Genomic DNA, 24820 nt, shown 5'->3' on the forward strand with positions numbered 1-24820 from the left:
GCGCGGTACGGAGGGCTTGGGCTCACTGCATTTCCGTCACTTCGGCGCGTGGGCCTGCAACGCGCGATACGTAACCCCGTGCGGCATGGCCGGCGGCGGCGAAGCCCTCCACCATTGCCGGCAGCGCCGCCTCCGCGGCGTCCCGCGTCGCGAACCATGCGAAGCATGAGGGTCCGCCGCCGGAGATGCTGGCGCCCAGCGCGCCGTGGTCGAGCGCGGCCTGCTTCACCGCGGCGAAGCCGGGGATCAGCGGCGCGCGCCGCGGTTCCACCAGGATGTCGCGCAGGCCTTCGCCGATCATGGCGGCGTCCGCGCGTGCCAGGCCGGTGAGGAACAGCGCCAGATGCGTTGAATGCGCGACCACCTGTGCCAGCGGATACGGCTCGGCCAGCACGGCGCGCGCATGCCGCGTTTCCAGCACCAGGTCGGGCCGTATCGCCACGCAGTGCAGCCAGTCGGGCGCGTCCAGGCGCAGCAACCGGGTCGGCGTGGCCAGTGCGATGCCGCCGACCAGCATCGGCCCGACGTTGTCGCCCTGGCGGCTGTGGGTCGAGGCCCACTCGCCCTCGAGCGCGAAGGGGTAGAGCGCCTCTCGCGACAGCGGCTGTTCCAGCAGCGCGTTCGCCGCGACCAGGGCGGCGACGCAGGACGCCGCCGAGCCGCCGAGGCCGGAGCCCAGCGGAATGCCCTTGTCGAGTTCGACCGCGAAGCCCTGGGTCAGGCCGAGCGCCTCGCGCAGGGCCATCAGCGCGCGCCCGGCGGTGTTGGCTTCGGCCTCCAGCGGAATGCTTTCGATGCCGCGCACCTCGCCGCGCACCGCGTCCACGCGCACGCCGGGCTCGTCGACGAGGCGCACGGTGGCGAGGTCCCGCGGCCCGTCGATGACGTGCCCGAGCAGGTCGAAGCCGACGCCGATGTTGCCGACGCTGGCCGGGGCGAAGGCGCGGGCCTGCCGATGCTGTGGATCCATGCCGGGATTCTCCCATCCTGCACCGTATCGCGGACAGGCAGGGACCGTATCCGCGCGATCGGGCCGGCCCCTGGGCCGTGCTGCGGCGCGGCAATGCCTGCGCGCGCTTGCGCCTAGACTGGGTCCGCGAGCGACCGCCGGCGCGTCCGGCCAGCCAGCCACGGGGGGCGCAGTGAAGCCGACCGACATCAGCAAGCCCGACACCTTCCACAGGGTCGTCGACTGCCAGTGGGCCTGTCCCGCGCACACCCCGGTTCCTGAATACATCCGCCTGATCGCCGCCGGCCGCCACGCCGACGCCTACATGGTCAACTGGGTGAGCAACGTGTTCCCGGGCATCCTCGGCCGCACCTGCGACCGGCCCTGCGAACCCGCCTGCCGCCGCGGCCGGGTCGAGGAGAACAACGGCCCCGCGTCGATGCGCGACAAGCCCGAGCCGGTGGCGATCTGCCGGCTCAAGCGCGTCGCCGCCGACCACAAGGGCGACGTGCGCGGGCGGATGCCGAAGCCGCCGGCGCAGGGCAACGGGCGCCGTGTCGCCTGCGTCGGCGCCGGGCCTTCGTCGCTCACGGTCGCCCGCGACCTCGCGCCGCTGGGCTATGCGGTGACGGTGTTCGAGGCCGATCCGAAGGCCGGCGGCTTCATGCGCACCCAGGTGCCGCGCTTCCGCCTGCCGGAGGAAGTGATCGACGAGGAGACCGGCTACATCCTCGACATGGGCGTGGACTTCGTCGGCGACACGCGCATCGAGTCGATGCGCGAGCTGCTGGCGCAGGGCTTCGACGCGGTCTTCGTCGGCAGTGGCGCGCCGCGCGGGCGCGACCTCGACCTGCCGGGGCGGAAAGAGTGCGCGGCCAGCATCCGCGTCGGCCTCGACTGGCTGGCCAACGTCTATTTCGGCCACGTCACGCGTGTCGGCCGCCGCGTGCTGGTGCTGGGCGGCGGCAATACCGCGATGGACTGCTGCCGCTCGGCGCGGCGGCTCGGCGGCGAGGACGTGCGCGTGGTGGTGCGCTCGGGCTTCGACGAGATGAAGGCCAGCCCCTGGGAGAAGGAGGACGCGATGCACGAGGGCATCCCGATCCTCGACTACCGCGTGCCCAAGGCCTTCGAGCACGCCAGCGGGCGGCTGACCGGGATGCGCTTCGAGCGCGTGCGCGCCGAGTACGACGAACGCGGCCGCCGCAAGCTTGTCCCGACCGGCGAGCCGGACGAGGTGATCCCCTGTGACGAGGTGCTGATCGCGGTTGGACAGGAGAACGCCTTTCCGTGGATCGAGCGCGACCTCGGCATCGAATTCGACGAATGGGGGATGCCGGTGGTCGACGCGGTGACCCACCAGTCGACCCTGCCGCAGGTGCTGTTCGGCGGCGACGCCGCCTTCGGGCCGAAGAACATCATCTGGGCGGTGGCGCACGGTCACGCCGCCGCGATCACGATCGACCGCCTGCTCGAGGGCGAGGACACGCACGAGCGGCCCGCGCCCGGCGTGACGCTGGAATCGCAGAAGATGGGCATCCACGAGTGGCGCTACGACAACGCGGTCTCGCATGACGAGCGCTTCGCGGTGCCGTGGTCGGAGGCGGCGAAGAAGCTCGACAGCATGCACGTCGAGGTCGAGCTGGGCTTCGACGCCGCCACCGCCTGGAAGGAGACCCAGCGCTGCCTCAACTGCGACGTGCAGACGGTGTTCACCCGCGACAAGTGCATCGAATGCGACGCCTGCGCCGACATCTGCCCGACCGACTGCATCAGCTTCACCGCCAACGGCGAGGAGGCCGAGCTGCGCACGCGGCTGACCGCGCCGGCGTTGAACACGGAGCAGCCGCTGTACGTGTCCGAGCCATTGAAGACGACCCGGGTGATGGTCAAGGACGAGGACGTCTGCCTGCACTGCGGCCTCTGCGCCGAGCGCTGCCCCACCGGCGCCTGGGACATGCAGAAGTTCCTGCTGCTGGAGACCCATGCCGGCGGCGACCGCCGCGCCGACCGCGCGAAGGAGGCGGCATGACCCCGGGCCACTCGCCGCTGCAGGCGGTCAACGACTTCGTGGTCAAGTTCGCCAACGTCAACGGCTCGGGTTCGGCCTCGGCCAACGAGCTGTTCGCCAAGGCCATCCTGCGCATGGGCGTGCCGGTCAGCCCGCGCAACATTTTCCCCTCCAACATCCAGGGCCTGCCGACCTGGTACGAGGTGCGGGTCTGCGAGGCCGGCTGGCTGGGCCGGCGCGGCGGCGTCGACCTGATGGTGGCGATGAACCCGCAGACCTGGGACGCCGACGTCGCCGAGATCGAGCCCGGCGGCTACCTGTTCCACGACAGCAGCAAGCCGATCGCGCGCGCGCGGCTGCGCGACGACATCACCGTGATCGGCGTGCCGCTGACCGAGATCTGCAACGCCGCCTGGGACGACCCGCGCCAGCGCCAGCTGTTCAAGAACATCACCTACGTCGGCGCGCTGTCGGCGCTGCTGGACATCGACATGGCTGTGGTCGAGGCGCTGATCGGCGAGCAGTACAAGGCCAAGCCGAAGCTGCAGGCGCCCAACGTCGCCGCCCTGCACATGGGGCGCGAATGGGTCGTGGCGAACCTGCCGCATCCGATCGGCCTGCGGGTGTGGCCGGCGGACGCGGTCGGCGACCGGATCTTCGTCGACGGCAACGACGCAGCGGCCCTGGGCTGCGTCTACGGCGGGGCCACGGTCTGTGCCTGGTACCCGATCACGCCCTCGTCCTCGCTGGCCGAGGGCTTCCAGAAGTACTGCCGGACGTTCCGTACCGACGACGAGGGCCGGGCACGCCACGCGGTCATCCAGGCCGAGGACGAGATCGCCTCGATCGGCATGGTGGTCGGCGCCGGCTGGAACGGTGCGCGCGCGTTCACCACCACTTCGGGGCCAGGCGTGTCGCTGATGAACGAGTTCATCGGCCTGGCCTACTTCGCCGAGATCCCGGTGACCATCATCGACGTGCAGCGCGGCGGGCCGTCGACCGGCATGCCCACGCGCACCCAGCAGTCGGACGTGCTGGCCTGCGCCCACGCCTCGCACGGCGACACGAAGCACGTGCTGCTGTTTCCCGAGGATCCCCGCGAGTGCTTCGACTTCGCCGCCGCCGCCCTGGACCTGGCCGACCGGCTGCAGACGCCGGTGTTCGTGCTCACCGACCTCGACATCGGCATGAACCAGCGCCTGTGCGAGCCCTTCGAATGGGACGACGCCCGCGGCTACGACCGCGGCAAGGTGATGACCGCCGACGACCTGGAGTCCGGACGCGAGTTCGCGCGCTACAAGGACGTCGACGGCGACGGCATTCCGTGGCGGACGTGGCCGGGCACGCATCCCGACAAGGGCGCGTATTTCACCCGCGGCACATCCCGCAATCCTCAGGCGCAGTACTCCGAGCGTGGTCCGGACTACGTCTACAACATGCAGCGCCTGCTGCAGAAGTTCGACACCGCGAAGGCGCTGGTACCGCAGCCGGTGCTGTCCAGCGCGGCGCCGTCGCAGGCGGATGCGCCGGCACGCTTCGGCGCGATCTTCTACGGCTCGACCAGCCCGGCGATGGCGGAGGCCATCGAACAGCTGCGCGAGGCCGGCATCGCGCTGGACACGCTGCGGGTGCGTGCCTATCCCTTCCCGGACTCCGTGCGCGACTTCATCGACGGCCACGAGCAGGTGTTCGTGGTCGAGCAGAACCGCGACGCGCAGCTGCGCCTGCTCCTCATCGACGCCTTCGGCACCGATCCCGCGCGCCTGGTGGCGGTGCTGCACTACGACGGCACCCCGGTCACCGCGCGCTTCATCAGCGGCGCGATCGGCGACCACCTGCGCCCGTCGGCGCGACAGGAGAAGGTGGCATGACCTGGCTCACCAAGCCCAAGCTGCACCACCCGACACTGGCCTGCAACGCCATCGGCTTCACCCGCCGCGACTACGAGGGCAAGATCAGCACCCTGTGCGCGGGCTGCGGGCATGACTCGATCTCGGCGGCGATCATCCAGGCCTGCTGGGAGCTCGACATCCAGCCGCACCGCATCGCCAAGCTCTCGGGCATCGGCTGCAGCTCCAAGACCCCGGACTACTTCCTCGGCCAGTCGCACGGCTTCAACACCGTGCACGGGCGCATGCCCTCGGTGCTGACCGGCGCCAACCTCGCCAATCGTTCGCTGACCTACCTCGGCGTCTCCGGCGACGGCGATTCCGCGTCCATCGGCATCGGCCAGTTCGTGCACGCGATCCGCCGCGGCGTGGACATGACCTACATTGTCGAGAACAACGGCGTCTACGGCCTGACCAAGGGCCAGTTCTCGGCCACCGCCGACCAGGGCTCGGTGTCGAAGAGGGGCGTGGCGAACGCCGATTCGCCGCTCGACCTGGTGACCATGGCGCTGCAGCTGGGCGCGAGCTACGTCGGCCGCGGCTTCTCCGGCGACAAGCAGCAGCTGGTGCCGCTGATCAAGGGCGCGCTGTCGCACCGCGGCGCCGCCTTCATCGACGTGGTCAGCCCCTGCGTGGCGTTCAACAACCATGCCGGCAGCACCAAGAGCTACGACTACGTGCGCGAGCACAACGAGGCGGTCAACCGGCTCGACGTGATGCCGCCGCGCACGGCGATCGAGCTGGAGCAGGACGCCGGCACCACCATCGACGTCGCCCAGCACGACGGCAGCCTGCTGCGCCTGCACAAGCTCGACGCCGGCTACGACCCGCGCGACCGGATCGCGGCGATGAACCTGGTGCAGCAGCGCCACGCCCGCGGCGAGGTGGTCACCGGCCTGCTCTACGTCGACCCCGGCGCCGAGGACCTGCACGCGCACCTGGGCACGGTGGACACCCCGCTGAATGCGCTGGGGCCGGCCGAGCTGGGGCCGGGCGCCGCCGCGCTGGCGAAGATCAACGCCGCGCTGAGGTGAGCCATGGCGCCCGGGCCGCCCGTCGTGGTCAAATGGCGCCCGAAGCGGGGGTACCGCGCCAAGGCGCGGTTGAGACAGTCCCTTCGAACCTGACGCGGTTGATACCGCCGTAGGGAAGCTTCGCAGGATGCGCCGTATCGCCGCCGGACATGCCGGCTCCCGATCCGTCCGCAGCATGCGCCGCCGCTTCGTCCCGCCACTCCAGGACGATGCCGATGAACGCCGTGCCCTCACCGCTGCAGCAGCAGACCGACCAGCTTTCGGAGTCGGTCACCCGCCCGATCCCGGGCTCGCGCAAGATCTTCGTCGAAGGCTCGCGCCCCGACCTGCGCGTGCCCATGCGCGAGATCGCGCTGACGAAGACGCCGACCCTGTTCGGCGGCGAGGACAATCCGCCGGTCACCGTCTACGACACGTCTGGTCCCTACACCGATCCCGATACCCGCATCGACCTCTCGGCCGGCCTGCCGGCGCTGCGCGCGCGCTGGATCGAGGAGCGTGGCGACACCGAGCCGCTGCCGGCGCTGAGCTCGGAGTTCGGCCGCGCGCGCGAGGCCAATGCGAAGCTCGACGCGGTGCGCTTCCCGGCGCGCCTGCTGCCGCGCCGCGCCAAGGCCGGTGCCAACGTCACCCAGATGCACTACGCCCGCCGCGGCATCGTCACCCCGGAGATGGAGTACGTCGCCATCCGCGAGAACCAGCGCCTGGAACTGGTGCGCGATGAGATGCTGCGCAGCCAGCACCCCGGCGAAGCCTTCGGCGCCAGCATCCAGAAGATCATCACCCCGGAGTTCGTGCGCGACGAGATCGCCCGCGGCCGCGCCATCCTGCCCAACAACATCAACCACCCCGAAAGCGAGCCGATGGTCATCGGACGCAACTTCCTCACCAAGATCAACGCCAACATCGGCAACAGCGCGGTGTCATCGGGCATCGCGGAGGAGGTGGAGAAGCTGGTCTGGTCGATCCGCTGGGGCGGCGACACGGTGATGGACCTGTCCACCGGCAAGCACATCCACGAAACCCGCGAGTGGATCATCCGCAACTCGCCGGTGCCGATCGGCACGGTGCCGATCTACCAGGCGCTGGAAAAGGTCGACGGCCGCGCCGAGGAGCTGACCTGGGAAATCTTCCGCGACACGCTCATCGAGCAGGCCGAGCAGGGCGTGGACTACTTCACCATCCACGCCGGCGTGCTGCTGCGCTACGTGCCGCTGACCGCGAAGCGGGTGACCGGCATCGTCTCGCGCGGCGGCAGCATCCTCGCCAAGTGGTGCCTGGCGCACCACCGGGAGAACTTCCTCTATACCCACTTCGAGGACATCTGCGAAATCATGAAGGCCTACGACGTGGCCTTCTCGCTCGGCGACGGCCTGCGCCCGGGCTGCATCGCCGATGCCAACGACGCCGCCCAGTTCGGCGAGCTGGAAACCCTGGGCGAACTGACGAAGATCGCCTGGAAGCACGACGTGCAGACCATGATCGAAGGCCCCGGCCACGTGCCGATGCAGCTGATCAAGGAGAACATGGACAAGCAGCTGGCCGAATGCGGCGAGGCGCCGTTCTACACCCTGGGCCCGCTGACCACCGACATCGCACCGGGCTACGACCACATCACCAGCGCGATCGGCGCGGCGATGATCGGCTGGTTCGGCACCGCGATGCTCTGCTACGTCACGCCCAAGGAGCACCTGGGCCTGCCCAACCGCGAGGACGTGCGCGACGGGATCATGGCTTACAAGATCGCCGCCCATGCCGCAGACCTCGCCAAGGGCCATCCGGGCGCCCAGGTCCGCGACAACGCGCTCAGCAAGGCGCGCTTCGAGTTCCGCTGGGAGGACCAGTTCCACCTCGGCCTGGATCCGGAGAAGGCCAAGGAGTTCCACGACGAGACCCTGCCCAAGGACGCGCACAAGCTCGCCCATTTCTGTTCGATGTGCGGCCCGCACTTCTGCAGCATGAAGATCACCCAGGACGTGCGCGACTATGCCGCGGGGCAGGGGATCGACGAGGCCGCCGAGGCGCTGGAGGCCGGGATGGCGGAAAAGTCCGCCGAATTCCGCGCCCAGGGCGCCGAGGTCTACCGCCCGGGCTGAACGGCGCGAAAGTACCCCGGCGAACGGACGCCCTTCCGGGCGTCCGCATCACCTGGCGGCGGCAGCCGCCGTGCTAGGTTCGCGGCATCCAGTCCAGGAGATCCAGGCCATGGCCCTCATCCGTCCTTCCTCCCTCCGCTGGCTGCTTGCCGCGCTCCTGCTGGGGCTGCTCGCCGCCTGCGCCACCGGCCCGCGCATCAGCTCGGATTCCGACCCGCGCGCGGACTTCTCCGCTTACCGGACCTTCGCCTTCTACTCGCCGCTGGCGATCGAGCGCGAGGGCTACGCCAGCCTGGTCAGCGGCCGCATGAAGGCCGCCGCGCGCGCCGAAATGGAGGCGCGCGGCTACCGCTACAGCGAGGACAATCCCGACCTGTGGCTCAACATCAACGCCTACATGCAGCAGCGCACCGACGTCAGCACCATCCCCGACGTCGACTACGCCTACTACTACAGCTATCGCGCCCGCCGCTACGTCGCCGTGCCCTACTGGAGCGACCGCACCACGGTGCACCGTTACACCGAGGGCACGATGAACATCGACCTCGTGGATGCGGGGCGCAATGCGCTGGTGTGGGAGGGCATCGCGGTGGGCCGGGTCACGCGCAACCAGGATGCCGCCGCGCGCGACGCGGCCATCGACTCGACCATCCGCGACATCTTCGCGGCCTATCCACATCAGGCCGGGGCGCGCTGAGCCCGGCCAAGGGTCAGCGCGCGAAGGCCGCCTGCAGCGCGGCCAGCCAGCCCTGCCAGCTGCCGCCGTCGCGGGTCGGGTCGTACTCGCTGCCCAGGCCCTGCAGCCGCGCGCCCAGCGTGGCCTCGTCCAGGCCTTCGGCGGCGATGCGGGCAAGGTCGTCGCGCACCGCGACGATCTCCGCGTCCGCCTCGCTGTCGAGGTAGGCCGCGACCACGCCGTCGGCGGTGTCGTGTTCCATCGCCCAGTCCTGGTGGAAGTAGGCGGACAGGAAGTTCTCAAGCGCGGGCGTGTCGCTCATGCGTGGGGCTCGTCTTCGGGATCAGGGCGCTGAAGGATAGCCGGTCACGATCCGGTAGCCGGTGTCGAGCGCGTTGGAGCGCTCCAGCACCAGGCGCACGGAGAACACGTCCTCGGCGCTGTCGTCGCCGCGCGAGACCGAGATGCCGGTGCTGGCGTCGAAGCGGGCGTCGATCACCAAGCGGTTGCCGCCCTGGCCGTCGACCCAGGCGTCGATGCGGCCCTGGTGCTCGGCGAGGGTGGCGGCGACGAAGTGTTCGGCCTCGGGAAGATCGCGGAAGCTGGAGGCGGCGCTGATGTTCTCGCGGCGCACGCGGTCGACCAGCCACTCCTCGCTCTTGCCAACGTGGCGCTCGATCAGGTGGCCACCGACGTTTTCATGGGCTTCCAGGCCGCCGCCGGGCACCTGGCCCGGGCCGTCGGGTTCATCGGGGCCGTCGGGCCCATCGACCTCGCCGGTGCCGAGGTGGGCATCGAGTTCCTCGAGGGTGGCCTCGACCGCATCGCGCTCGACGCGCGGAAGCTGGCGGGTGTCGAGTTCGCCCAGGGCGTCGCGGATGCGGCCGAGCAGGGGATCAAGGTGTTCGCCGAAGGTCGGGTCACCGCCGGCCAGCACGATCGCGTCCAGGACCTGTCCAAGGAATTCCTCGATCTCGCCGGCGTCGGCCAGGTCCTGGATGTGCGCGGCGAGATCGGCATCGGGATCGGACGCGGCGGCCATGGCCATGCGGCCTGCGGGGGCCTGCAGCGCGGACAGCGACCATTCGGTCGCAGGTGAAAGGGCTCGGGCGACATCCATACCGGCGACAACCTCTTCGGGGGAGGGAAGCCGGAAAGCCTAGGCGGCGGGGCAGGACGCGGACAGCTGGTGCCTGCCCGAGGCTCGGGTCTACCCGTGGCGATGCCGGCGCGCGGATGCGGCGGTCGCGGCGGCAGTGCACACTTCGCCGATGCCCGATCGTCCACGTTCCCCGCTGCGCTGGCCCGCGATCGCGGCCAGGCATCCCTCGGCGCTGCTGCTCGCGGTGCAGCTCGCCAGCCTGCTGGCGTATCCGCTGATGGACGGCCGCGACAGTCGCGTGCTGTTCAGCGCCTTCACCCTGGTGGCGGTGCCGCTGGCGGTCTGGGTGGTGTTCCGCAGCCATGCGGCGAACTGGTTCGCCTGGGCGTTGGCGGTGCCGGCGATGCTGCTGGCGGTGGCGGCGATCGCGCTCGGCCTGCCGGCGCTGGCCGCCGCCTCGGCGGCGCTGGAGTCGCTGCTGTACTTCTACGCCGCCGGCGCGCTGATCGTGTACATGCTCGAAGACCACACGGTGACCGCGGACGAGCTGTTCGCGGCCGCCGCGGCCTTCACCCTGCTGGCCTGGGGCTTCGCCTACGCCTTCCTGGTCTGCCAGGCGATCGCGCCGGGCAGTTTCGGCGGCGTGGTCGAGCCCGAGCGGCCGCGGCGCTGGATCGAGCTGCTGTTCCTGAGCTTCTCCACGCTGTCAGGCACCGGCAACGGCGACGTCATGCCGCTGCTGCCCTATGCGCGGGTGCTGGTGATGCTGGAGCAGTTCGCCGGGGTCGGCTACATCGCCGCGGTGGTGTCGCGGCTCATCGCGCTGAGCATCGTGCGCCAGCGCGGCAAGGCCGGCCGCTGAGCCGGCGGTGGCGCGCCAGCCCCGTGGGCCGGCGCGCGGCGGGCGCTCAGCCCGCGCTGCGGTAGCGCTCGATCGCGTCGACCAGCAGGGCCTTGGCCTCGGCGGCGTTGCCCCAGCCGTCGAGCTTCACCCACTTGCCCTTCTCCAGGTCCTTGTAGTGCTCGAAGAAGTGGCCGATGCGCTCCAGCCAGTGGCCGGAGACCTGTTCGATGTCGGTGATGTGCGCGTAGCCGGCGAACACCTTGGGCTCCGGCACCGCCAGCAGCTTCTCGTCGCTGCCGGCCTCGTCGGTCATCTTCAGCACGCCCACCGGGCGGCAGCGGATCACCGAGCCCGGCACCAGCGGCAGCGGCAGGATCACCATCACGTCGGCGGGGTCGCCGTCGCCGCAGACGGTGTCGGGCACGTAGCCGTAGTTGCAGGGATAGCGCATCGGAGTGGACAGCACGCGGTCGACGAAGATCGCGCCGGACTCCTTGTCGACCTCGTACTTGACGGGTTCGGCGTCCTTCGGGATCTCGATGATGACGTTGATCTCGTCCGGCGGATTCTTGCCGGTCTTCACGTGGTCCAGGCCCATGGTGGCTCCAGTCGGGCGGCCGGCGGGAGGGTGCCCGGGCCGCGGGGTGGGGATAAGGCGCCCATTCTACGCGGCAGGCTGCTGCGACGCAGCAAACGGCGGAAGGACGGGCTTTCGGGGCCCGTGGGGCGTTCGGAAAGGCTACAGGGCTGACCCGAGGTGGGGCACGCCCCAGCTTGGTGGCGACATGACGGGCGGATTACACAGTACGCCACCGTATCCACCAGCGAGAGAGCCCCCGCATGAGCATCCAGTCCGCCAGTTTCGATCCCGGCGCCAGCGCCACCGCCCAGTTCGAGCGAGCGGGGTACTGGAACAACCCCGAGGCCCCGGGCCATGGCCACGACCACGGTCCCGACGCCTTGGGCAGCGAGGCCCCGGCGCCGCGCCCGATCGATGTCATCGGCGGCGGCGATGCCCTGGATGTCGATGCCCCCGAGGGCGACGGCACGAAGATCGACGGCACCGCCGACAATGCCGGCGAGCGGACCCAGCGCAGCACCCCGGACGGCAAGCCGATCGTGGTCGATCCGCTGCACACCGGGAAGGGCGTCGAGGTCGCGCGCGAGCGCACCGTCGCCGACGGCCAGTACGTCAGCAGCGACCAGCTGGTGTTCACCACCGGCGCCGCCGACGACAGCATCGGGGTCAAGCAGCGCGACGACGGCACCCTGGACGTGAACGTCAACGGCGAGAGCTACGAGGTCCGTCTCGGCGAAGGCCAGGAGCTGACCATCCGCGCCGGCGCCGGCGACGACGTCATCGAGGTCGCGCCCAACGTCAGGGTCAACATCGTGGTCGAGGGCGGCGACGGCGACGACACCATCACCACCGGTGCCGGCGACGACCGCATCGACGGCGGCGCGGGCAACGACACCATCTTCTCCGGCGCCGGCCGCGACGACATCTTCGGCGGCAGCGGCAACGACGTGATCACCGGCGGCGACGGCGTCAACATCATCCACGGCGGCGACGGCAACGACGAGATCACCGCCGGCGCCGGCACCAACTTCATCGAGGGCGGCGCGGGCGACGACGTGATCACCGGCGCCGGCAAGAGCGACATCCTCTCCGGCGGCACCGGCAACGACCGCATCGCCGTGGGCGAGGGCAAGAGCACCGTCTACGCCGGTGCCGGCGACGACACGATCGACAACGCCGGCGTCAACGCCACGGTCTACGCCGAGGTCGGCGACCTGGTGAACGCCGCCACCGGCGCGAAGCCGACCGTGGTCAACGTCGCCATCGACGCCAACGTCGGCCACACGATCAAGGTCGAGGGCTCGGACGCCTTCGTGCAGCGCATCCAGGCCGAGCTCGACTTCCTGCGCGCGTCCCCAGTGGGGCAGCAGATGCTGGCCGAGTTCGACAAGGCCGCCGACGTGAAGGGCAACGTGGTCACCATCAAGGAGCTGGCCAACGAGCAGAACGGCTACGCCCAGACCTTCAGCCGCGATGCCGACATCATCAACGGCCGCGCCGGTGCCGGCGGCAACGTCGACATCAGCTACAACCCCTCCTTCCACATGGACGCCTTCCCCGCGCCCGTCGTGGTGCTGTACCACGAGATGTCGCATGCCTACAACGGCGTGAACGGCACCTTCCAGCCGGGCACCTACCGCGGCGAGGGCCCTGACTCCGGCCGCGTCCCCAATGCCGAGCGCCAGGCCGTGGGCCTGGAGACTTCCGCCCCCGCCTATGACTTCGATGGCGACCCCAGCACCCCGCCGACCACCGCCAATCCCGACCACCTGACCGAGAACGGGATCCGCGAGGAACTGGGCCTGCCGGATCGCCCGAGCTACGCGCTCTGATCACTTCGACCCGGCCGGCATGGACGCCGGGCAGCCGCAGCCTGCCTTCACCGCAGGCTGCTGCTGTTTCGTCCAGTCTGTGCGTACCGGCGTTCCGCGTGGACGCACCCGTCAGAGGTGAAGCATGACCCGCAAGTCGATCCCCTTCGCCGGCGCCACGATGGTCGCCGCCTTGTCCGCGGCCCTGTCTTTGCCGCATCCTGCAACGGCCGCGGCGCAGCCCGGCGCCGCATCCACGCATGAGGAAGACCGGGTGGCACGAACCCGCATCGATGGTGAAGGCGCGACCCTGGAGGTGGCCTTCGATCCCGACGGCGAAAGGCTTGCCGTGCGCTATCGCATCAGCAACACGGGCCATGCGCCGCTGGCGGTGTTCGACCGCGGCGACCGCCACGCCGTGCTGACCGGCCGGCTCAAGGCCGGAGAGGTGCCCGCGCCGCATTTCGAACAGGCCGACGATGTCTCCCTGACCCTTTCACACGTCGCGCGCGCGCTGCCGCAGCCGACGCCCACGGTGCCGCCGGTGCCGCTGGCGACCCGGCTGGCGCCCGGCGCAAGCGTGGACGGCGCCTTCGAGTTCGACCTGTCGCTGGCCGTGGGGCTGGAGCGCGTGCGCTGGTGCCTGGGCGTGGCGCCGTTCGACGAGACCACGTTCGAGGCCTCGGAATCGGAGGGCGAGGTCGCGGTGTGGACAGCGTCGTTCGATGTCGCCGAGAGCCAGCAGCGGCTGTGCACGCCGTGGTTCGACGTTGCAGCCGGCGGGTTCGAAGCAGACTGAGCGCACTCTCCGCTGGGAATGTTCGCTGCCCGCCGTGGAGGCAGGGGGGATGCCCAGCCGGATAGAGTCCGCGTCCAGCTCCCATATCCGGCCGCCGGCCATCCATGGCCGGCTCTGGACATCCCCCCTGCCTCCACGGCGGGCCCGACTGCCTCTGCGATCTGGAAGAAAAGAGCGTCGCGGGCGAAGAAGTCCCCGCGAGCCGGAAACAAACAACGGCTCCAGCGCGCCGTCTCTTGGCTTGTGGCTCTTGCTCTTGGCCTTTGCTCTTCGCTATTGCCCTTCGACCCGAAGCCGAGTAATGCCACAGCCCGTCCCGTACACAGGGGGTGTGCGGACAGCCGGCCATGGATGGCCGGCGGCCGGCTTCCGTAGCTGGACGCGGAGGCGGCCGGGGGAGCACACCCCCTGTGTACGGGGCGGGCAGCGAGCTCTCCAACGAAGCCGCTCCGATCTGCAACCGAGCGGACAAGGCACCGACCTGGCAAGTACCTGCGCACTGCGCCACAGCCACGCATCATTGCCATCATGCGGAGTCGGGTGAACAACAAAAAAGCGGCCCGCAGGCCGCTTTTCCATTTCTGTCCCCGGCACCCCGGCCGTGATCCACGGCAGGGGTGGGGAGTGGCCGTTCCTACAGCAGCGGCACCAGCAGCAGGGCCACGATGTTGGTCACCTTGATCAGCGGATTCACCGCCGGGCCCGCGGTGTCCTTGTAGGGATCGCCCACGGTGTCGCCGGTGACCGCGGCCTTGTGCGCCTCGGAGCCCTTGCCGCCGTGGTGGCCTTCCTCGATGTACTTCTTGGCGTTGTCCCAGGCGCCGCCGCCGGTGCACATCGAGATCGCCAGGAACAGGCCGGTCACGATCGTGCCCATCAGCAGGCCGCCGAGCGCGTCCGCGCCCAGCGTCAGGCCGACGATGATCGGAATCACCAGCGGCAGCAGCGAGGGAATGATCATTTCCTTGATCGCCGACTTCGTCAGCAGGTCGACCGCGCGGTCGTACTGCGGCTTGCCGGTGCCCTCCATGATCCCCGCGATCTCGCGGAACTGGCGGCGCACCTCTTCCACCACCGCGCCCGCGGCGCGGCCCACGGCCTGCATCGCCAGCGCGCCGAACAGGTAGGGGATCATGCCGCCGATCAGCAGGCCGATCACCACGTTCGGGTTGTCGATGGAGAAGTTCACCGCGGTGCCCGAGGCATCGAGCTTGTGCGCGTAGTCGGCGAACAGCACCAGCGCCGCCAGGCCGGCCGAACCGATGGCGTAGCCCTTGGTCACCGCCTTGGTGGTATTGCCCACCGCGTCGAGGGCGTCGGTGGTCTCGCGGATCGCGGGATCCAGGCCGCTCATCTCGGCGATGCCGCCGGCGTTGTCGGTGATCGGGCCGTAGGCGTCGAGCGCCACGATCATGCCGGCCATCGACAGCATCGCGGTTGCGGCGATCGCCAGCCCGTACAGGTCGGCCACCGCGTAGCAGGCCCAGATCGCCGCGGCGACCACGATCACCGGCGCCGCCGTCGACTTCATCGACACCGCAAGCCCCGCGATCACGTTGGTGCCGTGGCCGGTTTCCGAGGCGCGCGCCACTTCCTGCACCGGCGAATACTCGGTCGCGGTGTAGTACTCGGTGATCACCACCAGCAGCGCCGTCAGCACCAGGCCGACGATCGCGCACCAGAACAGCGGCATCGCCAGATCGGCCTCGAACATGCCGCGGGTGATGAACCAGAACGCCACCGCCGCCAGCACGCCCGACACGGCCAGACCGCGGTACAGCGCGTTCATGATCTTGCCGCCCGGGCGCACCTTGACGAAGAAGGTGCCGATGATCGAGGCCACGATCGCGGCCGAACCCAGCACCAGCGGCAGCACCACGCCGGCCCAGCCGTAGGTGGCGAAGCTGATGCCCGCGACCAGCATCGAGGCGATGATGGTCACCGCATAGGTCTCGAACAGGTCGGCGGCCATGCCGGCGCAGTCGCCGACGTTGTCGCCGACGTTGTCGGCGATCACCGCCGGATTGCGCGGGTCGTCCTCGGGGATGCCGGCCTCGACCTTGCCCACGAGATCCGCGCCGACGTCGGCGCCCTTGGTGAAGATGCCGCCGCCCAGGCGCGCGAAGATCGAGATCAGCGAGGAGCCGAAGGCCAGGCCGATCATCGGCTGCAGGGCGGCTTCCACCGCCGCCGCATCGCGGCCCTCGCCGATCACGAACATGAAGTAGCCGGCCACGCCGAGCAGGCCCAGGCCCACGACCAGCAGGCCGGTGACCGCGCCGCCGCGGAAGCTGACCGCCAGCGCCTCGTTCAGGCCGACGGTGGCCGCCTGCGTGGTGCGCACGTTGGCGCGCACCGAGACGAACATGCCGATGAAGCCGGCCACGCCCGACAGCACCGCGCCGATGGCGAAGCCGATCGCCGTGGCCCAGCCCAGCGCCGGCACGAAGCCGATCACCAGGAACAGCACGACGCCGACGATGGCGATGGTGGTGTACTGGCGGCGCAGGTAGGCGCCGGCGCCTTCCTGGATGGCGGCAGCGATCTGCTGCATGCGCTCGTTGCCCGCGGGACGCGCCAGGATCCAGCGCGCGGAGAAGATGCCGTAGACGATCGCCAGGCCGGCACAGGCAAGTGCCAGCCACAGTCCTTGTTGCTCGAGCATTGAAACCCTCCCCAGGGTGTGGACGAAAAGAACCTGCTTTCAGTCGGAACCGCCCGACTATGGCATAGGCCTACGGCGCGGTATTGCGGCGCTGCAGCGCGTCGGCGCGGGTGTGGAGACCCGATTCAGGCGCCCCGTGCGAGCCTGCGCGCCAGCCATGAACCTGCGGAGTCCCGCAATGCGCCTTGCCGTCCTGACCCTCCTCGCCGCCGCCGCGACCCCGGCGCTGGCCGCCGACCCGAAGCCCGAGATCGACCGCCCCGCGGTCGAGCCGCAGGCGGTGGGCGTCGTCCACACCCTGCGCCAGATTCCCGAGGCCTGCGCGCGCATCGAGGGCGCCTTCACCGGCGACCCCGCCGAGCCCTATCGCTATGCGGTGGTGCGCACCAGCCCCAACTGCCAGCCGCGTGCGCGCTTCGTGGATGCCGCCAAGGCCCGCCCGTCGCAGGCCGAGGGCTGGGTATTCAACGACTTGCTGCGCGTACCCAATGCCGCCTGCCCCTCGCAGCAGGCGGTGGTGCGGGTCTGGCGCAAGCCCGTCGACCAGACCATCGAACTCGATGGCCAGGGCCAGTCGCGGATCTACGTCGGTGAGGCGAAGGAAGCCGCCGCCGCCGGGAAGATCGCGGCCACTCCGATGTTCGCCGCGGAGATGGGTGTCGAAGGCAAGGCCTGCGGCGGCTGACCGCCGCTCTCAGCCCTCCCAGGCCGGCAGCTTCTTCTTCACCGGCGTGTTGCGGAGCTCGACGTACTTCGGCAGTCCGTCGCGGCGGTAGGGCGGGTAGGCCTCGCCGCGGATCAGCGGCTCGAGGTATTTTCGTGCGGCGGCGGTGATCCCGTAGCCGTCGCGGCGGATGAAGCCCTTCGGCATGGTCTTCTCGCGGTTCGCGATCCGGTCCAGCGGCGCCGGCTCGATCTTCCAGCGGTAGGGCGCGTCCGAGCTGCGGATGATCGCCGGCATGGTCGCGTTGCGGCCCTCCAGCGCGTAGCGCACCGCGGCCTTGCCCACGGCCATCGCGTGGTCGAGGTCGGTCTTCGAGGCGATGTGGCGCGCGGAGCGCTGCAGGTAGTCGGGCAGGGTCCAGTGCACCTTCAGGCCGAGGCCGTCCTTGACCCGCCCCGCCAGGTAGGAGGCCACGCCGCCGAGCTGGGTGTGGCCGAAGGAGTCCTTCCCGCCGCCGGCGTCGGCGACGAAGCTGCCGTCGGCGGTGCGGATGCCCTCGCTGGCCACCACCACGCAATGGCCGACGCGGTCGACCACCTTCCGCACGCGAGCCAGGAAGTCGGCCTCGTCATAAGGCCGCTCCGGGAACAGGATCAGGTGCGGCGCGGCGTCGGGGCCGTCGCCGGCCAGGCCCGCCGCCGCGGCCAGCCAGCCGGCGTGGCGGCCCATGGCTTCGTACACGAACACCTTCGTCGAGGTATCGGCCATGGCCGCGACGTCCAGCGCCGCCTCGCGCACCGAGACCGCGGTGTACTTGGCCGCCGAGCCGAAGCCCGGGCAGCAGTCGGTGACCACCAGATCGTTGTCGACGGTCTTGGGCACGCCGATGCAGGTCAGCGGGTAGTCGAACTCCGCCGCCAGCTTCGAGACCTTGTTGGCGGTGTCGGCCGAATCGTTGCCGCCGTTGTAGAGGAACCAGCGCACGTCGTGGGCGCGCAGCACGTCGAGCAGGCGCTCGTACTTCGCGCGGTCGTCTTCCAGCGACTTGAGCTTGTAGCGGCAGGAGCCGAAGGCGCCGCCGGGGGTGTGGGCCAGGGCGCGGATCGCGGCCGCCGGCTCCTTCGAGGTGTCGATCAGCTCCTCGCGCAGGGCGCCGAGGATGCCGTGGCGGCCGGCCAACACGCGGACCTTGCGCGCACGCGCCTCGGTGATGACCGCCGAGGCGGTGGCGTTGATGACGGCGGTGACGCCGCCGGACTGGGCGTAGAACAGGTTGCCTTTGGGCATCGTGGCACCGTGCAAGGGGCTTCGGGACGGGGGGTGGATTACGGTAAGCTGGCGCGGTGAAGGCCGCAGGTGGTGGATTCTACGCCCCGCCGGGTCCACGCCCTGCGATCAGATATGGAGCGTTCGATGCGACTGGTACTGCTTGGTGCGCCCGGTTCGGGCAAGGGAACCCAGGCCACCCGCCTGAAGGAGCACCTGCAGGTGCCGCACGTGTCCACCGGCGACCTGCTGCGCGCCGAAGTGAAGGCCGGCAGCCCGCTGGGCCTGCAGGCGAAGGAAGTCATGGCCCGTGGCGAGCTCGTTTCCGACGAGATCCTGCTGGGCATGCTGGAAGACCGCTTCTCGCGCGAGGACATGGCCGATGGTTTCATCCTCGACGGCTACCCGCGCAACCTGGCCCAGGCCGCCGCGCTCGATGCCCTGCTCGAGCGCATCGGTCAGCCCATGGACGCCGCGGTCCAGCTCGAGGTCGACAACGAACTGCTGATCGAGCGCCTGGCCGGTCGCGCCCAGGCCGAGGGCCGCGCCGACGACAATCCGGAATCGGTGCGCAAGCGCCTGCAGGTCTACGACGAGCAGACCGCGCCGGTGATCGGCTTCTACCGCGACGCCGGCAAGCTGGGCGTGGTCGACGGCGTCGGCAGCCTGGACGAGGTCTTTGCCCGCATCCTGGCGGCGCTCGGACGGTCCTGACGCCTTGAAGCTGCACATCCTCGGCATCGCCGGCACCTTCATGGGCGGCGTCGCCGCGCTGGCGCGCGAGCTTGGCCACAAGGTCGAGGGCAGCGACCAGGCCGTGTATCCGCCGATGTCGACCCAGCTGGAACGGCTGGGCATCGGCCTGCGCCAGGGCTACGACCCGGCGCACATCTCGCCCGGCTGCGACCAGGTGGTCATCGGCAACGCGCTCTCGCGCGGTAACGCCGCGGTGGAACATGTCCTCGACCACGGCCCGGCCTACACCTCGGGCGCCGAGTGGCTGCGCGACAACGTACTGCCCGGCCGCGACACGATCGCGGTGGCGGGGACGCACGGCAAGACGACCACGACCACGATCCTGGCCTGGCTGCTGCAGGCTGCGGGGCGCGAGCCCGGCTTCCTGATCGGCGGCGTGGCCGAGGACTTCGGCGTGTCCGCGCGCATCGGCGGCGGCCGCGAATTCGTGGTCGAAGCCGACGAATACGACACCGCCTTCTTCGACAAGCGCTCGAAGTTCGTGCACTACCGGCCGCGGGTCGCGGTGCTCAACAACCTCGAATTCGACCACGCCGACATCTTCCCGGACCTGGCCGCGATCCAGCGCCAGTTCCACCACTTCGTGCGCACGGTGCCCGGCCGCGGCCGGCTGGTGGTCAACGGCGAGGACCCGCACCTGGCCGAGGTGCTGGCCATGGGCTGCTGGACGCCGGTGGACCGCTTCGGCATCGACCCCGGCCAGGGCGCGCCGCTGGACTGGCGCGCGCGGCTGCTGGCCGACGACGGCAGCGCCTTCGAAGTGCTGAAGGATGGCGTGGCAGTGGGCGAGGTGCGCTGGCCGCTGCTCGGCCGCCACAACGTGATGAACGCGCTCGGCGCGCTGGCCGCCTGCGATGCGGTCGGCGTCGACGTGGCCACGGTGTTGCCGGCGCTGGCGGGCTTCCGCAGCGTGAAGCGGCGCATGGAACTGCTGGGTGAAGCCGGGGGGATCAGCGTCTACGACGACTTCGCGCACCATCCCACGGCGATCGCCACCACGCTCGAAGGCCTGCGCGCGAAGGTCGGCACGGCCGGCCGGGTCGTGGTCGCGATGGAGCCGCGCAGCAACTCGATGCGCCTGGGCGCGCACGCGGCGGCGCTGGCGCCTTCGCTGGCGCTGGCCGACGCGGTGGTGTTCCTGCACCGGCCGGAGCTCGAATGGGACGCGGGCGCGGTGGTCGGCGCGCTCGGCGGCCAGGGCGTGGCGGTGCCGGATGCGGACGCGCTGCTGGCCAGCCTGCGAGCGATCGCGCGCGAAGGCGACCACGTGGTGTTCATGTCCAACGGCGGCTTCGACGGCGCGCCGCGGCGCTTCCTGGCGATGCTGCGCGACGCCTGACGGGCGGCCGTGCGCTGCGCACCGCGCCTCGTGCCGGGGGCGTCGACGCGGCGCTGAGCCAGCGGGCGCGTAGACTGCGGCCCGATGGCCGAGACCACGATGCTCCCTCTGTTCCCGCTGCCGGCCGTGCTGGTGCCCGGCGCGGTGCTCGGCCTGCGCGTGTTCGAGCCGCGCTACCTGGACATGGTCGGCGAGTGCGGGCGCAGCGGCGGCGGCTTCGGCATCTGCCTGATCGCCGAAGGCCCCGAGGTCGGCGCGCCCGCGGTGCCGGCCGGGTTCGGCACCGAGGCGGTGATCGAGGACTTCGGCACCGGCGACGACGGCCTGCTCACCCTGCGCGTGCGCGGCGCGCGGCGCTTCCGCGTCGCCCGCACCCGGGTACGCGACAACGGCCTGGTCGAGGCCGAGGTCGAGTGGCGCGCGGACGCGCCGGTGCCGACCCGCCTGCGTCCGCAGCACGCGCTGCTGGGCACCCTGCTGGAGCGGATCTTCGACCAGGTCGGCAAGCCGCCGGGCGACGAGGGCGAGCTCGACGATGCCGCCTGGGTCGGCTGGCGCCTGCTCGAGATGCTGCCGATGGCGGAGGAGCGGCGGATGGAGCTGCTGGCGATCGACGATCCGCACGCCAGGCTGGATGGCCTGTTGGCCCTGATCGGCTAGGGCGCGCTGACCGGCACCCGCGGCAACTGCAGGCGCAGCACCGGTTCGCCCGAGGCCGGATGCGGGTCTTCGCGCTGCTCCAGGCCTTCCAGGTCCTCGCGCAGCCGGGCGTAGGCGCCATCGGTGTCGGCGTCGGGCGACCACAGGCCGAAGAAGTCGAAGGGCCGCAGGTGCGTCAGGGTCTGCACCGTGCCGATCCACAGCGGCGTGCCGTCGCGCGGCTGCCGCGGCGCCCGCCACAGGCGCAGCACCAGGATCCGGCCGTCGTCGAGCTCGCGCCGCATCAGCAGTGCCTCGGCGCTGGCGCCGAGCGTGGCCGGCAGCACCTTCTGCTCCAGCGCCGGTGTGTCGTCGTCGAGCAGCAGCAGGGTGTCGCGCCAGTCGGCCTGCGGCTGGGTGATCCAGCCGCGGGCGGCGAGCTGCGATTCCAGCGGTGCCAGCGGGCCGGCCACCTGCACGTCCAGCGGCCAGCGGTGGCTGGCATCGGCCTCGTTGCGCTGCCAGGGCAGCTCCGCCCAGCCGTCCTGCCACCAGGTGGCGAGGTCGATGTTGGCCGGCGGCGGCAGCGGTGCGAAGCGTTCCAGCAGCGGATCCACGGCGCGCGGCGCGTGCCATGCCGCCGCCGCCAGGAAGGCGCCGTAGAACAGCAGCGCCAGCGGCCGCATCCAGAACGAGCGCGCCACGTGGCGGCGGTAGGCGATGCCCAGGGCCAGCAGCCAGGCGATGCCCAGCAGCATCCCGCCGACCAGGTCGGTCAGCCAGTGCGCGCCGAGGTACAGCCGCGCGAAGCCCAGCACCGCGACCACCGCGCCCGAGACCAGGTAGGGCCAGACCCGCTGCCGCCCCGGCAGCTCGCGCGCGATCAGCACGGCGAAGAAGCCGAAGGTGATCGTGGTCATGGTCAGGCCCACCGAGGGGAAGCCGAAGCCGCTGAGCGCGGTCGGCGGTCGCGGCATGTCGATCGCCGCTTCCAGCGCCGCGGTCAGCACCAGACCGAAGGCCAGCGCCGCCAGCCAGTGCGCGGCGGCCATCCAGCGACGGCGCCACAGCAGCCACAGGGTCGACAGCGCCACCGGCAGGGCCAGCACCACCGGGTCGCCGATCGAGGCCAGCGCCGCCATCAGCCGGTCGGCCAGCGGGTTGCGCAGGGCGTACATCGCGTCGTGGATGCGCAGGTCCAGCGCCAGCGGCTCGCCGCGGGCGAGCATGGTCGCCAGCAGGGTGAACCAGGCGATGCCGATCGCGAGCAGGCAGGCCGCCAGCAGGATCAGCGAGGCCGACTCGGGGCGGTTGGGCGAGATCAGGGCGGCGGCGTAGCGGCCCAGGCGCGGATGGTCGCGGGTCCAGCGCAGGGCGCGGGCGAGCAGGGCGTCGGCGTGGCTGGCGAACCAGCGGTAGCTGTAGAGCACCACCGCCCAGGCCAGGGCGATGGCCGCCAGCAGCGCGCCGACCACCAGCGCCAGGCGGTCGGCGACCGCGGCCACGGCCTCGTAGGCCTCGCCGAACAGCCAGCCCGGGGCCAGGAACAGCACCGCCCAGCTGATCGCCGCGACCACGCTGGTCGGCACGTAGCGGCGCAGCGGCATCCGCGCCATGCCGGCGATCGCGGGCACGAAGGGGCGCACCGGGCCGACGTAGCGGGCAATGAAGATGCCTTTGATCTCGTTGCGGCGGAAGAGGACTTCCGCGCGATCGAGCAGCTGCGGGTACTTGCTGAAGGGCCAGGTGGCGCGCAGCTGCGGGCCCCAGCGGTGGCCGATCCAGTAGCTGCTGGCGTCGCCGAGGAGGGCGCCGGCCGCGGCGCAGGCGATGGCGTAGGGACCGGAGATCTCGCCCAGCCCGATCAGCACGCCGATCGCGAACAGCATCGGCAGCGCGGGCACGATGGCGCCAAGAATGATCACCGCATCGCAGAACGCGATCAGGAATATGACCACGCCGGCGGCCACGGGATGGGCGCCGATCCAGGCAACGAGGCTGTCGAACCAGGCACTCACCGGGGGAATTATGGCAGCGGCTGGCCGCCTTGCGCCGCCTACAATGCCGGGATGGATCATTCGGGTTCAGTCGAGGTCGCGGCGCTGAAGGCGGACAGCTTCGGCCGCATCGCGCTGATGCGCGCCGCTGACGGCACGCCGTTCGTCCGCCGCGACCTGCGCCACGTGCCCTGGTGGCTGCGCCTGCCGGCGTGGTGGCTGGCGCGACGCGAGGCCCGCGGCCTGCAGGCGGTGGCCGGCATGGCCGACGTGCCGCAGCTGCTGGCCTGGGACGGGCGCGTGCTCGATCGCAGCTACATGGCCGGCGACGCGATGTACCAGCGCCCGCCGCGCGGGGAGCTGGCGTACTTCCGTCGCGCGCGGCGCCTGCTGCAGCAGCTGCACCGCCGCGGCGTGGCCCACAACGACCTGGCCAAGGAGGCCAACTGGCTGGTGCTCGACGACGGCCGCCCGGCGATCATCGACTTCCAGCTTGCCGTGCGCGGCCGGCCGCGCTCGCGCTGGATGCGCCTGCTGGCGCGCGAGGACCTGCGCCACCTGCTCAAGCACAAGCGCACCTATTGCCCCGGTGCGATAACCCCGGTCGAGCGCCGGGTGCTGAAGCGCACCTCCTGGCTGCGCGAGGCCTGGTTCGCCACCGGCAAGCCGGTGTACCGCTTCGTTACCCGCCGGATCCTGAAGTGGGAGGACAACGAGGGGCAGGGCCCGAAGCCTTGAACCGGGGTTCTGCTGTGGGCGCGGCTATAGCCGCGATGGCCTGCCCTATCATCCCTGCATCGCGGCTATAGCCGCTCCCACAGCGATCGCCCGCCATGACCAGCCTTGCCGGCAAGACCCTCTTCATCACCGGTGCCTCGCGCGGCATCGGCCTCGCCATCGCCCTGCGAGCCGCGCGCGACGGCGCCAACGTCGCCATCGCCGCCAAGTCGGACGTGGCCAACCCGAAGCTGCCGGGCACCATCCATACCGCCGCGCGCGCAGTGACCGAGGCCGGCGGCCAGGGCCTGGCGCTGAAGTGCGACATCCGCGAGGAGGACCAGGTGCGCGCCGCGGTCGCGGCCACCGTCGATGCCTTCGGCGGCATCGACATCCTGGTCAACAACGCCAGCGCGATCTGGCTGCGCGGCGCGCTGGACACGCCGATGAAGCGCTTCGACCTGATGCAGCAGGTCAATGCCCGCGGCAGCTTCCTCTGCGCCCAGGCCTGCCTGCCACACCTGCTCGAGGCGGCCAATCCGCACATCCTGACCCTTGCGCCGCCGCCCTCGCTGGACCCGAAGTGGTGGGGGCCGCACACCGGCTACACCCTGGCCAAGATGGGCATGAGCTTCGTGACCCTGGGCCTGGCCGCCGAGTTCGGGCCGAAGGGCGTGGCGGTGAACGCGCTGTGGCCGCGCACCATCATCGGTACCGATGCGCTGAACATGATTCCGGGCGTGGAGCCCGGCAACGGCCGCCGGCCCGAGATCATGGCCGACGCCGCGCATGCCGTGCTGGTGCGCGAGGCCAAGGGTTTCAGCGGCCGCTTCCTGATCGACGACGAGGTGCTGGCCGAAGCCGGCGTCACCGATCTGTCCGGATATGCCGTGGACTCCTCGAAGCCGCTGTTCCCCGACCTGTTCCTCGACTGAGGGCGGCGCGCGGCCCGGCACCCGCGGGCCGGGTGAGACAATGCCCGGCCC

General features: G+C 70.9%; 21 protein-coding genes and 1 riboswitch. Of the genes, 14 read left to right on the forward strand and 7 right to left on the reverse strand.

The window, feature by feature from the left end:
* Window positions 1–22: 22 nt before the first annotated feature.
* Window positions 23–970: a homoserine kinase gene (locus E2170_RS09660; RefSeq protein ID WP_133000455.1), complete on the reverse strand. Its 948-nt coding sequence runs from the start codon at window positions 968–970 to the stop codon at window positions 23–25.
* Window positions 971–1142: 172 nt separating this feature from the next.
* Here E2170_RS09660 and E2170_RS09665 point away from each other — a divergent pair, with 172 nt between their 5' ends.
* The 5 genes from E2170_RS09665 (at window position 1143) to E2170_RS09685 (ending at window position 8676) form a co-directional block, all read left to right on the forward strand.
* Window positions 1143–2981 (forward strand): FAD-dependent oxidoreductase, encoded by a 1839-nt coding sequence (locus E2170_RS09665; RefSeq protein WP_133000456.1) that lies wholly within the window; start codon window positions 1143–1145, stop codon window positions 2979–2981.
* Window positions 2978–4831, forward strand: a complete 1854-nt coding sequence (locus E2170_RS09670) for a 2-oxoacid:acceptor oxidoreductase subunit alpha (RefSeq protein WP_133000457.1) — start codon at window positions 2978–2980, stop codon at window positions 4829–4831. The genes E2170_RS09665 and E2170_RS09670 overlap by 4 nt, the downstream gene beginning before the upstream one ends.
* Window positions 4828–5883 (forward strand): 2-oxoacid:ferredoxin oxidoreductase subunit beta, encoded by a 1056-nt coding sequence (locus E2170_RS09675; protein ID WP_133000458.1) that lies wholly within the window; start codon window positions 4828–4830, stop codon window positions 5881–5883. The genes E2170_RS09670 and E2170_RS09675 overlap by 4 nt, the downstream gene beginning before the upstream one ends.
* A 36-nt stretch (window positions 5884–5919) precedes the next feature.
* Window positions 5920–6017, forward strand: a riboswitch (TPP riboswitch).
* An 81-nt stretch (window positions 6018–6098) separates the two neighbouring features.
* The gene (gene thiC, locus E2170_RS09680; RefSeq protein ID WP_133000459.1) at window positions 6099–7979 is read left to right on the forward strand and encodes a phosphomethylpyrimidine synthase ThiC; all 1881 of its coding nucleotides are present in this window, start codon (window positions 6099–6101) and stop codon (window positions 7977–7979) included.
* 109 nt (window positions 7980–8088) lie between these two features.
* Window positions 8089–8676: a DUF4136 domain-containing protein gene (locus E2170_RS09685; protein ID WP_133000460.1), complete on the forward strand. Its 588-nt coding sequence runs from the start codon at window positions 8089–8091 to the stop codon at window positions 8674–8676.
* 13 nt (window positions 8677–8689) lie between these two features.
* Here the strand turns inward: E2170_RS09685 and E2170_RS09690 are convergent, their stop codons facing one another.
* Complete coding sequence (locus E2170_RS09690; protein ID WP_133000461.1) at window positions 8690–8977, reverse strand: contact-dependent growth inhibition system immunity protein; 288 nt, start codon at window positions 8975–8977, stop codon at window positions 8690–8692.
* Window positions 8978–8998: 21 nt separating this feature from the next.
* Window positions 8999–9775, reverse strand: a complete 777-nt coding sequence (locus E2170_RS09695; protein WP_133000462.1) for an RNase A-like domain-containing protein — start codon at window positions 9773–9775, stop codon at window positions 8999–9001.
* A 151-nt stretch (window positions 9776–9926) separates the two neighbouring features.
* On the opposite strand from E2170_RS09695, the gene E2170_RS09700 reads away from it, so the two are divergent.
* Window positions 9927–10619: an ion channel gene (locus E2170_RS09700; protein WP_133000463.1), complete on the forward strand. Its 693-nt coding sequence runs from the start codon at window positions 9927–9929 to the stop codon at window positions 10617–10619.
* Window positions 10620–10665: 46 nt separating this feature from the next.
* Here E2170_RS09700 and ppa read toward each other — a convergent pair whose 3' ends face one another.
* Window positions 10666–11199, reverse strand: coding sequence for an inorganic diphosphatase (ppa, locus tag E2170_RS09705; protein ID WP_133000464.1), 534 nt, complete (start codon window positions 11197–11199; stop codon window positions 10666–10668).
* Between the two features lie 242 nt (window positions 11200–11441).
* Between ppa and E2170_RS09710 the strand changes: the two genes are divergently transcribed.
* Window positions 11442–13013: a M91 family zinc metallopeptidase gene (locus E2170_RS09710; protein ID WP_133000465.1), complete on the forward strand. Its 1572-nt coding sequence runs from the start codon at window positions 11442–11444 to the stop codon at window positions 13011–13013.
* A gap of 124 nt (window positions 13014–13137) precedes the next feature.
* Window positions 13138–13791: a hypothetical protein gene (locus E2170_RS09715; RefSeq protein ID WP_133000466.1), complete on the forward strand. Its 654-nt coding sequence runs from the start codon at window positions 13138–13140 to the stop codon at window positions 13789–13791.
* A gap of 634 nt (window positions 13792–14425) precedes the next feature.
* Here the strand turns inward: E2170_RS09715 and E2170_RS09720 are convergent.
* Window positions 14426–16456, reverse strand: coding sequence for a sodium-translocating pyrophosphatase (locus tag E2170_RS09720; RefSeq protein WP_133000467.1), 2031 nt, complete (start codon window positions 16454–16456; stop codon window positions 14426–14428).
* Window positions 16457–16634: 178 nt separating this feature from the next.
* On the opposite strand from E2170_RS09720, the gene E2170_RS09725 reads away from it, so the two are divergent.
* Window positions 16635–17141: a hypothetical protein gene (locus tag E2170_RS09725; RefSeq protein ID WP_133000468.1), complete on the forward strand. Its 507-nt coding sequence runs from the start codon at window positions 16635–16637 to the stop codon at window positions 17139–17141.
* 9 nt (window positions 17142–17150) lie between these two features.
* Here the strand turns inward: E2170_RS09725 and E2170_RS09730 are convergent, their stop codons facing one another.
* Window positions 17151–18407 (reverse strand): 6-phosphofructokinase, encoded by a 1257-nt coding sequence (locus tag E2170_RS09730; RefSeq protein WP_133000469.1) that lies wholly within the window; start codon window positions 18405–18407, stop codon window positions 17151–17153.
* 126 nt (window positions 18408–18533) lie between these two features.
* Between E2170_RS09730 and E2170_RS09735 the strand changes: the two genes are divergently transcribed.
* The 3 genes from E2170_RS09735 to E2170_RS09745 all read left to right on the forward strand — a co-directional run bounded on the left by E2170_RS09735 (window position 18534) and on the right by E2170_RS09745 (window position 21141).
* The gene (locus E2170_RS09735) at window positions 18534–19100 is read left to right on the forward strand and encodes an adenylate kinase (protein ID WP_133000470.1); all 567 of its coding nucleotides are present in this window, start codon (window positions 18534–18536) and stop codon (window positions 19098–19100) included.
* Window positions 19101–19104: 4 nt separating this feature from the next.
* On the forward strand, window positions 19105–20481 hold the full coding sequence (mpl, locus tag E2170_RS09740) for a UDP-N-acetylmuramate:L-alanyl-gamma-D-glutamyl-meso-diaminopimelate ligase (protein ID WP_279432866.1): 1377 nt from the start codon (window positions 19105–19107) through the stop codon (window positions 20479–20481).
* Between the two features lie 99 nt (window positions 20482–20580).
* Window positions 20581–21141, forward strand: coding sequence for an LON peptidase substrate-binding domain-containing protein (locus tag E2170_RS09745; RefSeq protein ID WP_243708136.1), 561 nt, complete (start codon window positions 20581–20583; stop codon window positions 21139–21141).
* Here the strand turns inward: E2170_RS09745 and E2170_RS09750 are convergent.
* The gene (locus E2170_RS09750) at window positions 21138–23138 is read right to left on the reverse strand and encodes a bifunctional DedA family/phosphatase PAP2 family protein (protein WP_243708137.1); all 2001 of its coding nucleotides are present in this window, start codon (window positions 23136–23138) and stop codon (window positions 21138–21140) included. The two genes, E2170_RS09745 and E2170_RS09750, sit on opposite strands and share 4 nt — an antisense overlap.
* A gap of 51 nt (window positions 23139–23189) precedes the next feature.
* Between E2170_RS09750 and E2170_RS09755 the strand changes: the two genes are divergently transcribed.
* The gene (locus E2170_RS09755; RefSeq protein ID WP_133000473.1) at window positions 23190–23855 is read left to right on the forward strand and encodes a protein kinase family protein; all 666 of its coding nucleotides are present in this window, start codon (window positions 23190–23192) and stop codon (window positions 23853–23855) included.
* Between the two features lie 95 nt (window positions 23856–23950).
* On the forward strand, window positions 23951–24769 hold the full coding sequence (locus tag E2170_RS09760; RefSeq protein ID WP_133000474.1) for an SDR family oxidoreductase: 819 nt from the start codon (window positions 23951–23953) through the stop codon (window positions 24767–24769).
* The last annotated feature ends 51 nt before the right edge of the window (window positions 24770–24820 follow it).

Source organism: Luteimonas arsenica, from assembly GCF_004352825.1.
Taxonomy (GTDB): Bacteria; Pseudomonadota; Gammaproteobacteria; order Xanthomonadales; family Xanthomonadaceae; genus Luteimonas; species Luteimonas arsenica.

What these genes read in the sequence shown, in the direction of transcription:
- E2170_RS09760 (WP_133000474.1), top strand. Translation starts at nt 23,951, where the DNA reads ATGACCAGCCTTGCCGGCAAGACCCTCTTCATCACCGGTGCCTCGCGC.
- E2170_RS09755 (WP_133000473.1), top strand. Translation starts at nt 23,190, where the DNA reads ATGGATCATTCGGGTTCAGTCGAGGTCGCGGCGCTGAAGGCGGACAGC.
- E2170_RS09725 (WP_133000468.1), top strand. Translation starts at nt 16,635, where the DNA reads ATGCGCCTTGCCGTCCTGACCCTCCTCGCCGCCGCCGCGACCCCGGCG.
- E2170_RS09745 (WP_243708136.1), top strand. Translation starts at nt 20,581, where the DNA reads ATGCTCCCTCTGTTCCCGCTGCCGGCCGTGCTGGTGCCCGGCGCGGTG.
- E2170_RS09735 (WP_133000470.1), top strand. Translation starts at nt 18,534, where the DNA reads ATGCGACTGGTACTGCTTGGTGCGCCCGGTTCGGGCAAGGGAACCCAG.
- ppa (WP_133000464.1), bottom strand. Translation starts at nt 11,199, where the DNA reads ATGGGCCTGGACCACGTGAAGACCGGCAAGAATCCGCCGGACGAGATC.
- E2170_RS09670 (WP_133000457.1), top strand. Translation starts at nt 2,978, where the DNA reads ATGACCCCGGGCCACTCGCCGCTGCAGGCGGTCAACGACTTCGTGGTC.
- E2170_RS09685 (WP_133000460.1), top strand. Translation starts at nt 8,089, where the DNA reads ATGGCCCTCATCCGTCCTTCCTCCCTCCGCTGGCTGCTTGCCGCGCTC.
- E2170_RS09715 (WP_133000466.1), top strand. Translation starts at nt 13,138, where the DNA reads ATGACCCGCAAGTCGATCCCCTTCGCCGGCGCCACGATGGTCGCCGCC.
- E2170_RS09695 (WP_133000462.1), bottom strand. Translation starts at nt 9,775, where the DNA reads ATGGATGTCGCCCGAGCCCTTTCACCTGCGACCGAATGGTCGCTGTCC.
- E2170_RS09710 (WP_133000465.1), top strand. Translation starts at nt 11,442, where the DNA reads ATGAGCATCCAGTCCGCCAGTTTCGATCCCGGCGCCAGCGCCACCGCC.
- E2170_RS09730 (WP_133000469.1), bottom strand. Translation starts at nt 18,407, where the DNA reads ATGCCCAAAGGCAACCTGTTCTACGCCCAGTCCGGCGGCGTCACCGCC.
- E2170_RS09660 (WP_133000455.1), bottom strand. Translation starts at nt 970, where the DNA reads ATGGATCCACAGCATCGGCAGGCCCGCGCCTTCGCCCCGGCCAGCGTC.
- E2170_RS09720 (WP_133000467.1), bottom strand. Translation starts at nt 16,456, where the DNA reads ATGCTCGAGCAACAAGGACTGTGGCTGGCACTTGCCTGTGCCGGCCTG.
- E2170_RS09675 (WP_133000458.1), top strand. Translation starts at nt 4,828, where the DNA reads ATGACCTGGCTCACCAAGCCCAAGCTGCACCACCCGACACTGGCCTGC.
- thiC (WP_133000459.1), top strand. Translation starts at nt 6,099, where the DNA reads ATGAACGCCGTGCCCTCACCGCTGCAGCAGCAGACCGACCAGCTTTCG.
- E2170_RS09690 (WP_133000461.1), bottom strand. Translation starts at nt 8,977, where the DNA reads ATGAGCGACACGCCCGCGCTTGAGAACTTCCTGTCCGCCTACTTCCAC.
- E2170_RS09700 (WP_133000463.1), top strand. Translation starts at nt 9,927, where the DNA reads ATGCCCGATCGTCCACGTTCCCCGCTGCGCTGGCCCGCGATCGCGGCC.